The following is a 15,123-nucleotide window of genomic DNA, read 5'->3' as shown; positions in this document are numbered from 1 at the left end:
ATAAAAATAAGCGTAGATTATCTGCGCTTATTTTTGAAAAGATTTTTCTTATAGAAATTTTATTTTTCTGAAAGAAACATAGCCATACGTAAATACGGCAGCAATTAAAAACAATACACCGACTGACAATGTCATGCTTAAGCCAACTAGCATGTCTATTTGCTGGGTGGCTTTAAATAGAATCATACCTAAACCAATAGAAGAAAGATGGGGAATAATTCTTTTGGTGAGATGGAAAGCTTTTTCATTTTTGAAAAATTTTACGATAGATAAACTGGTTAACATCATGAGGGCCATAATAGAAAAGGCCCCAATTCCAGCTAAGGTCACAATCAGTTTATCAGGATCATTTTGAATTTGAGACAATCCTACTACCAATAAAATCAATATTAATGTTGCGGTCATACTTGCTACATAAGGCGAGCCATGTTTTGGATGGACTTTGTTTAAGGCAGTTGGAAGTACTTTATATTTACTTAGATTAAAGAGATAACGAGCAATGATATTCATGGCTGAAAGAGCAGCAGCAAAAGCTGATGTTACTAATAATAGGCGAGTTGCATCCATCCCTACATGCCCAATATAGTTAGTCACCGCAATTGAATACAATCCTGCTGTATTTTCTTGAGCAACTTTAATTACATCTTTGGAACCAAATGCTGTGATAATCATCCAAGCACAGAATGCATAAAAAATTCCGATTAACAATACTGCTAGGTAAGTAGCTCGAGGGATTGTTTTTTCAGGATTTTTAACTTCATCACGGAAGACAGCGGTTGATTCAAATCCTAAAAATACTGTTACTGAAAATAGTAATCCTAAAAACACTTCGCCACTAATAAAGGATGAGATTGCAAACGGCTGTAATGAGATAGGTTCAGGTCCGCCTTGAAATAGTACAGACAGATTAAAAATCATGACTACTACAATTTCGAGTGCCATAACAAGGGATAAGACCTTGGCTGATAAATCAATTCGATGATAAGCCAGTACACTACAGGCTATGATTGCTACAGAAGTTCCGATATACCAATTAAAATTATGAAATCCAAAAGTTTCTATGAAAAGTTTTGATGTATAGGCTCCAAACATCGTAAAACAGCAAGTACCTAAAAACAGATAAGCAAATAAAGCTAAAAATGCTGAACCCCCGCCAAATTTTGTACCAAAACTTGTACCAATGTAGTCATAGAAAGCACCAGGTTTAGATACATACTTCGTCATAGTACAAAAGCCAATGGCAAATAAGAGAAGAAGAGTCATTGTCAAAAGCATTGTGACAGGAGCACCTATTCCATTGAAATAGATCACGACTGGTAGAAAGCTGTAAACCACACAAACAGGAGCAGAGAAGGCAAGAACTGTTGATGCAAGTTCCCAAGTTCCAATTTTTCCGCTCAAACTTTGAGGTTCATTTTTATGTATTTCTTTTAGGTGATTGAATGCAGAAATTTCATGATTGGATGTAACCATGTTTACCCCCTTGCAGTCCTAATATAATGAATAGAGACGGTGAACAAATTTCTATTATGCAAATTTGGACATCATTTGATTTCAACTATAGGCGTGAAGGAAAATTGAACACATCCACCATTTGGTGGAATGCAGTTGAAATAATTTTAGAAAAAGGAAAAAGTTCCACCATTTGATGGATACAAACAGAAAAGTGGTCCTCCTAGTATGTAGTTATCGAAACAAGAAAACCTACTTAGGAGAACACTATGTCATTGATTCATTTACCTTCAGATGTCTCAGTAGAAGTTGTTTTAAAGCATTTAAAAGAAGATGGTTATTGCATCATTGATAATGCAATCTCAGGAGAAGTTGTTGATGCAATCAATGCGGAAATTGATCCGTACTTAAATCAAGCCGATGGTGCAGATAATGAGGCATTAGGAAAGAAAACCCGTCGTTGTGGTGCGATGCCAGCACGTTCACCAAGTTCACATCAAGTCATTATGCATCCAACTGTAGTGGGAGCGACAAAAGCATTACTGGGAGAAAATGCGACAACCATCCAATTAAATCTGACACAACTTATTGCCGTTGGTCCAGGGCAAAAAGCTCAGTTCTTACACCGTGATGAATACTGCTGGGATTATTTTGATCATTTCCCAACAGATATTCATCTGGAAGTTAGTACGATTTGGGCAATGGATGATTTCACTGAAGAAAATGGTGCAACTCGCGTTATTCCAAAGAGTCATACCAATAAATTATTACCACATGAGTTTGATCCGGCAGATACCTTGGCTGCAGAAATGAAGAAAGGTTCTGTATTGGTTTATACAGGTAAAACAATTCATGGCGCGGGCGAGAATAAATCTAATAGTGTCCGCCGGGCTTTAAATATTGATTATTGCGTTGGATGGTTACGTCAGGAAGAAAATCAGTATTTATCTGTACCAATAGAAATGGTCAGAACTTTCCCTGAAGAATTACGAAATATGCTCGGATATCAACTCGGTGGAGCAAGTGTAGGCTATGTCCGTGAATTTGAAGAGCCACATGTTGCGTTATTTCCTGAACAAAAAGGTGATCCAAAAGTCTATATGACGATGATGAGAGAAACAGCCAAGTTTTCTAAAACCGCTAAAAGTGTATTGGACCTTACAGCTTAATTAGGTGAAAAAAGAAGGGTATTCCCTTCTTTTTCTGCTCTAAGAAAGCGCATTCACCGATTAAGTCAAATGCAGAAATCAGATTTTTTTAAAATTTAGGGGAATAAATGAATTCACTTTTAAAGGTAATCGCAAGTGGGCTCTTAGCTAGTTTTTCTATTCAAAGTTATGCTTCAAAAAACACAGAAATTTCAGGAAGTATAGATGTGGTTTCCCAATATGTTTCCAGAGGTCTTACCAATGCACCTGAAAATGATGCTGTGGCATTACAAGCATCACTTACTGCAAGTTTAGATCAATTTTATTTATTTTATTGGGGTTCTACACTCAATTATTCTTTTAGAGAAATTCAAACAGGTGAAAGTTTCACCGCAGATAAATTCGAACATGATTTGGGTTTTGGCTATAACTTTAATATTGCAGATTTGAATGTTGATTTATGGGATGCCTTTTATTATTACCAAGGCGGCAAAAACACGACTGCAAATGAGTTAGGGGTAACTTTAACAAAACCGATATCGGAGAAGAGCGAATTTAGTTTAGGGGTGGCAACATTTTTATACGATGTAGCGTATATGAATCAGTGGGATACCTATCTTCAATTGGAATATACCCATCAAATTAATGAAAAATTTACGACAATTTGGACCACAGGATTTTCTTACTTTAATGATGACGGAAAATATGAAGGTGGAACATTTTTAGATACCCAGACTAATTTCACTTTTAGATTTACCTCTGCTCAATTGAATTACCTGATACATCCAAATATTACTGGATACGGCCAATTTATTATTGGTGGTCATAATCGCTCGGATATTAAGCAAAAAAACAGCCTTATTATTGGTCTAAATTATGATTTTTAAATCAATAAAAAATAATTTTAAAAATTTGAGGGATAAATGAATGGCAATTTCAGAGAGTAAATCACCAATATTAATTGATTTAGAAAATCCAGTATTAGCAGGAGAATCAAATCAACTTAAGGGGAAAATGAGTACTTTTACATTAACCATGACGGTGTTAGCTTTTACTGCACCCTTGGTTGTTGTAAGCGGTTTCGCACCATTTATTATTGCAGCCGGAGGAATAGCTTCACCTGTAGCTTTTATTCTAACAACACTGTTAATGCTTCTTTTTTCCATAGGTTTTTTAACTATGGCAAAGCACTCTACTAGACCACGTAATTTCTATCTATTCATTCGAGAGGGTTTAGGGAGTACTGTCGGTTTAGGTGCCGCATTTATGTCGATTACTGCATATCTCATGTTATTAATTGGTACATATGCTTTATGTGGTGTCAGTGTCAGCGCCTTACTCAGCAGTTTTGGTGGTCCTGAGATTCCTTGGTGGATCTTGTCGTTAATAGGTTGGTGTATTGTTAGTACAGTCGGTTATTTCCAAATCGATGTCTCAGCAAAGATTATGTGCCTGATCATGTTTGTTGAGTTGTTTTTAGTTCTGATTTTTAATGCATCAGTTTTTAGTGTGGGAGGTAAAGAAGGTTTGAGTGCAATACCATTTTCTTTTAGTACTTTTCTTGAAGGAAATATTGCAGTTGCATTTTTATTTGCCATTTTAGCATTTATTGGATTTGAGGCCACTTTGTTATATCGGGATGAAGTCAAAAATCCTGAATCTACAATACCAAAGGCAACTTACACAGCTGTTGTGGTTATTGGAATTGTCTATATTGTATCGACTTATGCGTTGATTACAGCTTATGGCTCAGAGGCTCTAACAGTTGCAGCCAATAAGCCGAATGAAATGTTTACAGATGGTATGACACTCTATGTCGCACATAGTGTCACTCAAATCGCTCATTTATTTGTAGTGACATCGATTTTAGCGACATTATTGTCCATTCATAATGCAGTGACACGCTATATTTACAATTTATCTAAAGATAATGTTTTACCCGCTAAATTTTCAGCTATTCACCCCAAATTAAATTCCCCTTATATTGCATCACTGACTGTGTCTGCTATAGCTATCAGTGCTTTAATTCCAATGTATGTATTAGTTGCAGATGGGGCGACTATCTATGGAAAAATTAATGGTTTAGGTTGTGTTGGCATTATCGTGCTTATGTGTTTGGTTAGTCTTTCTGTATTAGTATGGTTTTTTAAAGAAGGTTATCTTAAAACTAGAAACTATTTTGTTGGTGTGGTTGCACCATTACTATCTTTACTCGCACTAATAATAACCACTTTTTATATTGTTCAGAATGTTGAGTTGGTTTTAGGTGGAGAAGTGGGCGAAAACACACATTACCTTTATATTTTAGTTTTAAGTTTTGTTATTGGAGTAATATTGGCAGGATATTACAAATATAAAAAAATTAAATTCATGTAGTGAATAGTAAAAAATCGAGCATCTAATTAGATGCTCGATTTTTTTATGAATAATTATAAATTTGAAATACATGCTACTGCTTGTGTTCTTGAGCTCACTTCTAATTTGTCAAATATATTGATTAAGTGGGTTTTCACTGTAGCGGGTTCAACACATAGCTTAGATGCAATTTCCTTATTTGCATAACCTTGGCAAAGCAGTTCTGTAATCAGAGCCTCTTTGGCGGTCAGGTTCAATTGGCTTCTTAAATGTGATTGCAGATTGATTTTTTTTATTGTTGGTAACATTTCGAAATTGAACTGAATAAATTGTCTAATTTGCTCTAAATTGAAATCACTTTGGAAGGGACAATCATTCTCTATTTTCATAAGTGCAATGCTTGCTACAGGCGCACCACCTGCCCAAAGAATGACATCAGCTTCATCCTTCAAGTTATAGTTATGCATGAAATCCTGATATTTTTCAGTATGCTTTTGTTCTAGTAAATTTGGCGTCAAGCGTGCAGTGAGTAATTTACTATTAATAAGCTGGATATGGCTAATAGGGTCATTATCAACATATTTATCATAGTAATGGCTAATGATTTTTTCATCAAAGCCATCACTGAAATGTGTTGGTACATCTGAGATATTATCGAACCAGGTAAATACAGCAGCAGAACACTGCGTACTTTTCTTGAGGAAACTTAAAGTCTCGTATGAAAATTTTTGGCAGGAATCGTTTACTGTCAGCATCTTTGACCCTAAATATAATGTTGAGTTGATTGATCAAGATTTAGCAATTGCTGTGCCAAAACCTATTTATTAAATTTTTTAATTTACTTCAACTGCTTATGGTTTTTACTTATGGATATTTGAATCACCTTCAGGATTTAACGGTTAAAAAATCCAATTGAGACAAGAGAGCAGCTTACCTAGATTTCGACCTGCATAAATCGAAATAGTCCTTGCGCTCTGTTAAGGGGGGGGAATTATTTAAGAACTGAATAGCCAACAAAATTCTAGACACACATAATCATCTTTTGGACTGCCACCATCTCTCAACGAATGAAGATGGCGGTGGAACTTTGGTTATAGAGCTGAGTTGATTAGAAATTATTTAGTTTTTCTTTCATTTTTCAAAACATTGTATATTTAACGTATTCAGCATCTGACTATTCATAGTTCGCAAGGGGATCTAGTGGAGCTCAACAGCTAAAATACTTTATTACAATTGTAGAGTCTGGAAGCCTAGGAAAGGCAGCACAAAAGTTAGAAGTAGGTACATCTGGATTAAGTCTCATTTAGAAATTTTATTGCTGAACAAGCCTTAAAGAATAGATTTGTGCAACAATACCATGTATTGCTTAAGTTTTTCATAATGTATAAGATTTTAATAAATTATAAAATTGGTCATACCAAAAAAATAAAATAAATCTCGCTCTTGCGTTTTTTGCAACTATTACTAACATATCTGGCATAAAATGTACATTTATCTCTCAATCACCAAAATTGGTAGTACCAATTTGGTGTGTGAGTATAATTAAATGTTCAATCTAGTAGTTAAGCATTTCAAGGAGTAGACAATGCTTCAACAGTGGCAACAAATTTATGATCCCATGAGCAATATTTGGATTTCGAGTGCAATAGCGCTAGTTCCAATTGTTTTCTTTTTTTTGGCACTGGCTATTTTTCGCATGAAGGGTAGTGTAGCCGCGACAATTACTGTTTTTTTAGCCTTTCTGGTCTCATTTTTTTTATACAAAATGCCAATTGGAATGGCATTGGCTTCAATGGTTTATGGTTTTTTTTACGGACTATGGCCAATTGCATGGATCATTATCGGTGCCGTATTCTTATATAAGATCTCTGTAAAAACAGGACAGTTTGATGTTATTCGCTCATCTATCCTGTCTATTACAGAAGATCAACGTCTGCAAATGCTACTGGTTGGTTTTGCTTTTGGTACTTTCTTAGAAGGTGCGGCTGGTTTTGGTGCGCCTGTTGCGATTACTGCGGCACTGTTGGTTGGACTCGGTTTTAAACCTTTATATGCTGCTGGGCTATGCTTGATTGTTAACACTGCTCCAGTTGCATTTGGTGCAATGGGGATTCCGATTATTGTCGCTGGGCAGGTTTCTGGTGTGGATACCATGGAAATCAGTCAGATGGTCGGTCGTCAATTACCCTTCATGGTGCCAATTGTATTGATCTGGATCATGGCGATCATGGATGGTTGGCGGGGTGTGAAAGAAACGTGGCCTGCTATTTTAGTGGCAAGTTTGTCATTTTCTTTAGCGCAATATTTAACATCAAACTTTGTTGGTCCTGAGTTGCCCGATATTACTGCTGCTATTGCCTCATTAGTCAGTTTGACAGTGCTGCTAAAATTCTGGAAGCCAAAGCATATTTTCCGTTTTCAAGATGAAGATGTACAGGTGGATGAAACTGTTGTCGCAGAAGCTCGGAAGCAATATAGCTTGGGTCAAATTGCCAAAGCATGGTCTCCATTCGCATTACTGACAGCCATGGTGACAATCTGGAGCATCAAGCCCTTTAAAGATTTGTTTGCTAAAGATGGTGCATTAAGTGATCTAGTCATTTCAATTAAAGTTCCATATTTACACCAATTGATTCAAAAGCTACCGCCTGTTGTACCTGAAATCAAAGATTATGATGCGATTTATAAGTTTGATTGGTTGTCAGCAACGGGTACAGCAATCATGCTGGCAGCAGTGATTACGATTATTTATTTAAAAATGAAACCGAAAGATGCGGTGGTGACGTTCTTCGAAACAGTGAATGAATTGAAAACACCAATTTACTCAATCGGTATGGTACTGGCGTTTGCATTCATTGCGAATTATTCAGGTTTATCAGCAACGCTTGCTTTGGCACTGTCACATACGGGTCAGGCTTTTACCTTCTTCTCACCGTTTTTGGGTTGGGTTGGGGTTTTTCTTACGGGTTCAGATACATCAGCGAATGCATTATTTTCGGCTTTGCAGGCAACCACAGCACAGCAAATTGGTGTGCCTGAAGTATTGTTAGTTGCTGCCAATACCAGTGGCGGTGTAACAGGCAAGATGATTTCGCCTCAATCGATTGCGATTGCTTGTGCTGCAGTTGGTTTAGTTGGTAAAGAATCTGATTTATTTAGATTTACAGTGAAACATAGCATTATCTTTACCGTGATGATTGGTATCATTGTTACCTTACAAGCCTATGTATTCCCGTGGATGATTCCATAAAACGGTTAAGGAAAAAAATGAAAGTCTCCGACAAGGTGGTACAGCGTTTACGTTTATTGATAGAAAAAAGCAATATCCAAGTCGGAGCACGTTTGCCTGCTGAACGTCAGCTGTGTGAGCAGTTGGGTGTGTCTCGTAGCTCTTTGCGTGAGGCAATTCAACAATTGATCACCGCAGGAATTATTCAGAGCAAAGCAGGTGCAGGTACCTATTTAAAGCAGTTGCCTGCACATTGGTCACATTATCAAATTGTTGAGCCATTATCAGGTTTGATGGATCAAGATCCTGAATATCGTTTTGATGTGCAAGAAGCTCGGATGGTACTTGAAGGCGGTACAGCATGGTATGCAGCACAACGTGCGACATCTAGTGATTTAAGCAATATTCGTCAGTGTTTTGAGCAGATTAGCCATTATCAGGCTTTAGGTGATGATGCTCAAGCGGCAATAGCGGATGCAAAGTTTCATTTGGCGATTGCAGAAGCATCCCACAACCTGGTACTGATCCAAATGATGCGTAGTTTGTTTGATTTATTGCAATACAACGTGATGTTGGGGCGACGTAAAGTCTACACCACACCACAACATTTTGAACAATTGTATGACCAACACTTTCAGGTAATGGATGCAATTGAGCGTCAAGACCCAGAGGCTGCACGTAAAACAGCTTGTGGGCATATTGAATTTGTTGTTCAACGGGTACGTATGATCGATGAAGAAGAAGCTCGTCGTCAGCGTTCGAGTCGATTAAATAGGACATAAGTTATGATTATTTCTTCTGCAAATGACTATCGTGAAGCTGCGAAACGTCGTTTACCACCATTTTTATTTGAATACATCGACGGTGGTGCCTATGCGGAATATACATTAAAGCGCAATGTAGAAGATTTATCGAAAATCGCTTTGCGTCAGCGTGTGTTGAATGATATGTCTGAGCTGAGCTTAGAAACGAAACTGTTTGGTGAAACTTTGGCCATGCCAGTAGCACTTTCACCTGTTGGTTTAACAGGGATGTATGCACGTCGTGGTGAAGTTCAAGCCGCTGTGGCGGCGGATAAAAAAGGCATTCCATTTACCTTGTCGACAGTTTCTGTCTGCCCAATTGAAGAAGTAGCACCTGCAATTCAACGTCCAATGTGGTTTCAATTGTATGTACTACGTGACCGTGGCTTTATGAAAAATGCCTTAGAGCGTGCTAAAGCAGCAGGATGTTCTACCTTAGTATTTACAGTCGATATGCCAGTTCCAGGTGCACGCTACCGTGATGCACACTCAGGAATGAGTGGTACAAATGCTGCTATGCGTCGTTATATGCAATCGTGTATGCACCCACACTGGGCTTGGAATGTTGGTTTATTGGGGCGTCCACATGACTTAGGTAATATTTCAAAATATTTGGGTAAGCCGACAGGTCTGGAAGATTATATCGGTTGGCTGGGCAATAACTTCGATCCTTCGATTTCTTGGAAAGATCTTGAGTGGATTCGTGATTATTGGGATGGTCCAATGGTGATTAAGGGAATTTTAGATCCTGAAGATGCCAAAGATGCAGTGCGTTTTGGCGCAGATGGTATTGTAGTATCGAATCACGGTGGTCGTCAGCTCGATGGTGTTTTGTCTTCTGCTCGTGCGCTTCCTCCAATTGTAGATGCGGTTAAAGGGGACATTAAAATCTTAGCAGATTCGGGTATTCGTAACGGTCTTGATGTGGTGCGTATGCTGGCGATGGGTGCAGATACCTGCATGCTTGGACGTGCATTTGTATATGCACTGGGGGCTGCAGGCGGTGCAGGTGTGAGTAATTTACTGGATTTGATTGAGAAAGAAATGCGTGTGGCAATGACGCTGACTGGTGCAAAAGCCATTGCTGATATTACATCGGATTGTTTAGTGAGATTGGAAAGAGAGCTAAGTTAAGAAGCTCAGTGTACTTCTTTAACATTAAGTTTTTTTTAAAGAATATCTTATGGCAGAGTCCTTGCCGTGATCATTCAACTCTTATAATTATTCATAGCTTACTTTTGTTTCGGTAAAAGTAAGCAAAACAATTTAACGATTGTTGAATTAGTAAAAGAACAAAACAGATTACTTGATTTCGTAGATTTTTTTGTCGAAATATATTTTTAGTTGAAATTAAGTCTGTCTCAAACAGCAACGAAAGACTTTATTGAGCACTCACGCTTCATTTTTTGCTTCAAGTCTAAAATTAATTTGAATTGATCTTCACTAAGATTGATTCAGTGATACAGGATTTAAACGATGTCAGCTTCATTTGCTTCTCAACACACTATTCAAACATTGATTGATATTGTCGGCAAAAATCATGTATTAACCGATGAACAAGAGACGCGTTTGTATCGCCAAGGTCGTCGCTATGGCTCTGGTCAAGTGCTGGCAGTGGTGGCGCCAGGGTCTTTGCTGGAACAATGGCAAGTGTTGCAAATAGCAGTCGATGCTGATTGTATCGTGATTATGCAAGCTGCCAATACAGGACTCACAGGTGGTTCAACCCCATTCGGCGATGATTATGACCGTCCCGTGTTGTTGATGAGCACCCGCCGTTTAAATGGTATTCAGGTGATTAACGAGGGTAAGCAAGTGATTTGTTTACCAGGCGCAACGTTAGATTGTTTAGAAAAAGAATTGGCTGGCTTTAATCGTGAACCGCATTCCGTGATTGGTTCATCCTGTATTGGTGCATCAGTTTTAGGTGGCGTGTGTAACAACTCTGGTGGAGCATTGGTACGCCGTGGCCCTGCTTATACAGAACTTGCTTTATATGCACGAGTGAATGATCTAGGTCAGCTTGAATTAATCAATCATTTAGAAGTGAATTTGGGGCAGTCTCCCGAAGAGATCTTATTGAATTTGGAAAAACAAAAATATCAAATTAGTGATATTAAAAATGAAAGCCAGTGCTGTGCATCAGACCAACGTTATATCAAAGATGTGTCGCAGGTTGATGAAAACACTCCTGCACGTTTTAATGCCGATCCTTCCCGTTTATTTGAAGCATCAGGTTCAGCTGGTAAAGTCTGTGTGTTTGCAGTGCGTTTAGATACCTTTGAGAAAATTCCAAGCCAAGTGTTTTATGTGGGCAGTAATTCCCAAGAGGATTTAACAGAAATTCGTCGTTTCTTGCTGAAAGATTTGCCACGTATTCCGATTGCAGGCGAATACATTCATCGTATTGCCTATGACATTGGTGCGGAATACGGCAAAGATACCTTTATGTTTATTGAGAAATTCGGTACAGCGAAAGTGCCTGCTGCATTTGCGATGAAAGACAAGGTTGATGGTTATCTTGAAAAATGGAATATGCGCGGTCTTACAGATAAGTTTTTGCAGTTACTGACAAAATTTTTACCGTCGCATTTACCGAAAAGGATGAATGATTTCCGTGATTTGTATGAGCATCATTTGATACTGCGTATTGAAAATCAAGATGTAGAATCTGTTGCAACGTTCTTCAAACAATACTTTGCCAGTCATACCACGGGGAATTACTTCCTTTGTGATAATGATGAAGGGCGTAAAGCTTTTTTACATCGTTTTGCGGTGGCTGGTGCTGCGATTCGCTATCGTGATACACACCTATCTGAAGTTGAAGACATTGTTGCACTGGATATCGCGCTTCGCCGTAATGATCGTGAATGGGTCGAAACTTTACCTAAAGAAATGGATGAGCAGATTTTACATAAACTGTATTACGGACATTTTCTATGTCATGTATTCCACCAAGATTATATCGTTAAAAAAGGGGTTGATCCTTTAACGATGGAACATGCAATGTGGCATTTGTTAGATGACCGTGGCGCTGAATATCCCGCAGAGCATAATGTTGGGCATTTATATGTGGCTAAGCCTGCGCTGAAAAACCATTATGAAAAACTTGATCCAACCAACAGTTTTAATGTTGGTATTGGACAGACATCTAAGCTTAAAAATTGGAAGTAACAGAAAAATTTTTTAATGCACCATATTATTGGCAACAAACAGCCTAAAATAACGGTATCTAGGATATATAACCCTAACCAAGTGTAATTAAATGATTTCTTAATCTGAATGGCTGGCTTATTGTGAGAGCATCTGGAGATGTACAGATAACACTTAAAAAGCCCTTCATACTACGGACTCTAATCGTCATTAAATTGTATTACCCTTTTAATAAATTGAATGATATTGATCAAATTTATTTTTTAAGTCATTAATAATTTCAAAGATTGCCTTGTCCTGTATGTGTCTAAAAGAATATTTCATCAAAATATGTTATAATATACTATTTTATAGTACGCTCAATGTTGGTACAATTACGTATGCTATTTCAAATCCTGAATTTGGATTTGAAATAGATTTGAAAGTGAATCAATATACTTAATCTAATTTGGGTACAAATTAGGTCAATGATTTTTTTGTTCATTAAAATATATTTGAAATTAATTAGTTAGTGTTTGAGTTCAATTAATACTACTTCCAATTAAATTAATTTATATTTTTGGACGATTTAGCTTGTTAAATCAATTTCAAATTAATGCTCTATATCAAGCGTATTCAGGCATTTGTGGGCAGATTTGATTTTGAAGTTTGCCTGATCCTTTGCTAAAAAATGATTACTGAAGCGTTTTGATTTGACGTAACTTATTTATTATTTTTAAAAAGAAAACAGTAGAATGAAATAATAGTACTTCTGTATACCTCTTAGGTTGAAGATCCTTATTGGTATTTTAAAAGCAGAGTTATTGTGATTCTGCCTTTTTATTTATGATGTATTTAAATGGACAAGTTTTCAATGTTTTAGGTTGCTTTTATGCGACCAAGCCTTCATTTGCTTTAAAAGAAAATAATAATTAAATATGTAATTTTAAAAACATCTAAAGCAAGTATTGATGTAAATATTAGAGGAATTGCTTTGTTTGTAAATTTCAAATCCAATAGTGGTAAAACTGAACAATAAAGCTGTTTTTTATAATTAAAATTACTATTAAATTTTACTTAATAATGTGATTAAATAGTCATCAATTTATTGAATTCGTTAACATAACTTTAACAAACAGGTGCCTTTTGTTACTGATTTTGTGTGAATAATCATGTATTTTTCATTTTTTTTATAATTTTGAAATCAAGATGTTTTCTATAGAGCACCAAAAAATAACTATAACATTGATTGCGGGCCTTTCTATTCATTCTCTAGCTTTTGCTAACCAACCTTTACCTGAACCTGTTGTTGCAGATCAATTTAACCGTCAATTACAGCGTGACCAAGCGCTGGAAAAGCAATTGCAGCCGCAAGCCAATGTTCAGACTGGCTTAGAAAAAACACTGCAAAACCAGCCTCAGCTTCAATACTTAAAATCCCACAGTGAAAACATCTGTTTTGAAATAAAAAAATTTATTTTAACCGGTGAAGATGCCCGTGAATTTACTTTCGCCATGCGTCCAGTCATTCAGGGCGAACACAATTTAATTGGCCGCTGCATTGGTGTGAAAGGATTGAACCAAGCGCTGGATCTGATTCAAAACAGAATCATCAGCCGTGGCTATGTCACCACACGCGTACTGTTGCCGCAGCAAAATATTGCTTCAGGCGAAATTCAGCTGCAGGTCATTGCAGGTAAAGTTGACCAAATTCAATTTGCTGAAGGTACGTCAAAACGTGCGCATAAATTCAATGCACTGCCGGTGAAATCAGGCGATATTTTAAATGTGCGCGATATAGAGCAGGGCTTAGAAAACTTTAAGCGCGTGCCGACCGTAGAAGCCGATTTTAAAATTCAGCCCGCTGCCCAGCGTAGCGAACCAGGCTACAGCGACTTGGAGCTAGCTTGGCAGCAGACTAAGCCCTACCGCATTCATTTAGGCATTGATGATGCCGGTTCAGAATCGACAGGCAAATATCAGGGCACGGCAACCCTGTCTTTAGACCATCTTTTAACAGCGAATGACTTATTCTTCGCCAGCTATAACCATGATTTGGGCGGCGGCGATTCAGGCAAGCGCGGCTCTGACGGCTATTACCTTAGTTATAGCATACCGCTGAATTATTGGCTGCTCAGCACCAGCTTAAGCCAGTCGGATTATCACCAGACTGTGGCCGGTGCCAATCAAAGCTATGAATACAGCGGCGAAAGCAGGCTGGTCAGCGCAGACGTATCCCGTGTGATTTACCGCGATTCACACCGTAAAACCACGGCCTCTGTTGGCGGCTGGGCGCGTGAATCAAAAAACTTTATTGAAGATGTCGAAGTTGAAGTGCAGCGACGCCAAACAGCGGGCTGGCAGGCCAGCTTGGCGCATACCGAGTATCTGTCCAATGCAACGCTGAACGGATCAGTAACCTATAAACGCGGCACAGGCGCATTTTCAGCGATGCCAGCGCCAGAAGAACAGTTTGGTGAAGCCTATACACATGTCGGCATTTGGCAAGGCAATGCCAGCCTGCAAGTGCCGTTCAAAGCAGGCAATCAAAACCTGCAGTATTTAGCAGAATGGCGCATGCAGCACAGCCAAAAGCCGCTGACCCCGCAAGACCGTTTCTCGATTGGCAACCGCTATACCGTGCGCGGCTTTGACGGTGAACAAACTCTGATGGCCGATAACGGCTTTTTAGTGCGCAATGAATTGAGCGGTTCGATTCCTAAGCTGCCCATGCAATGGTATGCCGGTGTGGATTATGGCGAAGTCGGCGGGCAGACCGCACATGAACCGAACCCTTTAGCGGGTACCAGCTTGATGGGCGCTGTGGTGGGATTACGTGGTCAAGTACTGAAATCAGTCAGCTATGACATCTTTGCCGGCGCGCCGCTGAAAAAACCGGATGGCTTTAAAACAGATGATTACACCACCGGCTTTAGCCTGAACTGGATGTATTGATTTTTTAGTCCAAGCTGTTTTAAAAAAACATTGAAAAAAATATAAAGAT

The 15,123-nt window shown here is 38.3% G+C and carries 10 protein-coding genes and 1 pseudogene; 9 read left to right on the top strand and 2 right to left on the bottom strand.

Translation table 11 applies throughout. The features are described 5' to 3' along the window. Window positions 1-48: 48 nt before the first annotated feature. Window positions 49-1,473, bottom strand: coding sequence for an APC family permease (locus B9T34_RS12700; RefSeq protein WP_086213502.1), 1,425 nt, complete (start codon window positions 1,471-1,473; stop codon window positions 49-51). A gap of 248 nt (window positions 1,474-1,721) precedes the next feature. On the opposite strand from B9T34_RS12700, the gene B9T34_RS12695 reads away from it, so the two are divergent. From B9T34_RS12695 to B9T34_RS12685, 3 genes are all read left to right on the top strand, one after another. After that, complete coding sequence (locus B9T34_RS12695) at window positions 1,722-2,621, top strand: phytanoyl-CoA dioxygenase family protein (RefSeq protein ID WP_086213501.1); 900 nt, start codon at window positions 1,722-1,724, stop codon at window positions 2,619-2,621. Between the two features lie 107 nt (window positions 2,622-2,728). Then, entirely contained in the window at window positions 2,729-3,487 is a 759-nt protein-coding gene (locus B9T34_RS12690; protein WP_086213500.1) for a TorF family putative porin, read from the top strand. Between the two features lie 40 nt (window positions 3,488-3,527). After that, complete coding sequence (locus B9T34_RS12685; RefSeq protein ID WP_086213499.1) at window positions 3,528-4,976, top strand: APC family permease; 1,449 nt, start codon at window positions 3,528-3,530, stop codon at window positions 4,974-4,976. A gap of 53 nt (window positions 4,977-5,029) precedes the next feature. Here B9T34_RS12685 and B9T34_RS12680 read toward each other — a convergent pair whose 3' ends face one another. After that, window positions 5,030-5,710, bottom strand: coding sequence for a helix-turn-helix transcriptional regulator (locus B9T34_RS12680; protein ID WP_086213498.1), 681 nt, complete (start codon window positions 5,708-5,710; stop codon window positions 5,030-5,032). Window positions 5,711-6,163: 453 nt separating this feature from the next. Between B9T34_RS12680 and B9T34_RS19255 the strand changes: the two are divergent. From B9T34_RS19255 to B9T34_RS12655, 6 genes and pseudogenes are all read left to right on the top strand, one after another. Then, window positions 6,164-6,253 (top strand): annotated as a pseudogene (locus B9T34_RS19255) (LysR family transcriptional regulator); the annotation flags it as partial. Window positions 6,254-6,540: 287 nt separating this feature from the next. Then, entirely contained in the window at window positions 6,541-8,205 is a 1,665-nt protein-coding gene (gene lldP / locus B9T34_RS12675) for an L-lactate permease (protein ID WP_086213497.1), read from the top strand. Between the two features lie 17 nt (window positions 8,206-8,222). Further along, the gene (gene lldR / locus B9T34_RS12670) at window positions 8,223-8,966 is read left to right on the top strand and encodes a transcriptional regulator LldR (RefSeq protein ID WP_086213496.1); all 744 of its coding nucleotides are present in this window, start codon (window positions 8,223-8,225) and stop codon (window positions 8,964-8,966) included. Window positions 8,967-8,969: 3 nt separating this feature from the next. Further along, window positions 8,970-10,121 (top strand): FMN-dependent L-lactate dehydrogenase LldD, encoded by a 1,152-nt coding sequence (lldD, locus tag B9T34_RS12665; RefSeq protein WP_086213495.1) that lies wholly within the window; start codon window positions 8,970-8,972, stop codon window positions 10,119-10,121. Window positions 10,122-10,463: 342 nt separating this feature from the next. Beyond that, entirely contained in the window at window positions 10,464-12,161 is a 1,698-nt protein-coding gene (gene dld, locus B9T34_RS12660) for a D-lactate dehydrogenase (RefSeq protein ID WP_086213494.1), read from the top strand. Between the two features lie 1,167 nt (window positions 12,162-13,328). After that, the gene (locus B9T34_RS12655; RefSeq protein WP_086213493.1) at window positions 13,329-15,074 is read left to right on the top strand and encodes a ShlB/FhaC/HecB family hemolysin secretion/activation protein; all 1,746 of its coding nucleotides are present in this window, start codon (window positions 13,329-13,331) and stop codon (window positions 15,072-15,074) included. Window positions 15,075-15,123 lie beyond the last annotated feature (49 nt).

Origin of the sequence: Acinetobacter sp. ANC 3813 (assembly GCF_002135435.1) — a bacterium.
Lineage (GTDB): Bacteria > Pseudomonadota > Gammaproteobacteria > Pseudomonadales > Moraxellaceae > Acinetobacter.
The sequence above is the reverse complement of the archived record's forward strand: the minus strand, read 5'-3'. Positions and strand labels throughout refer to the sequence as shown.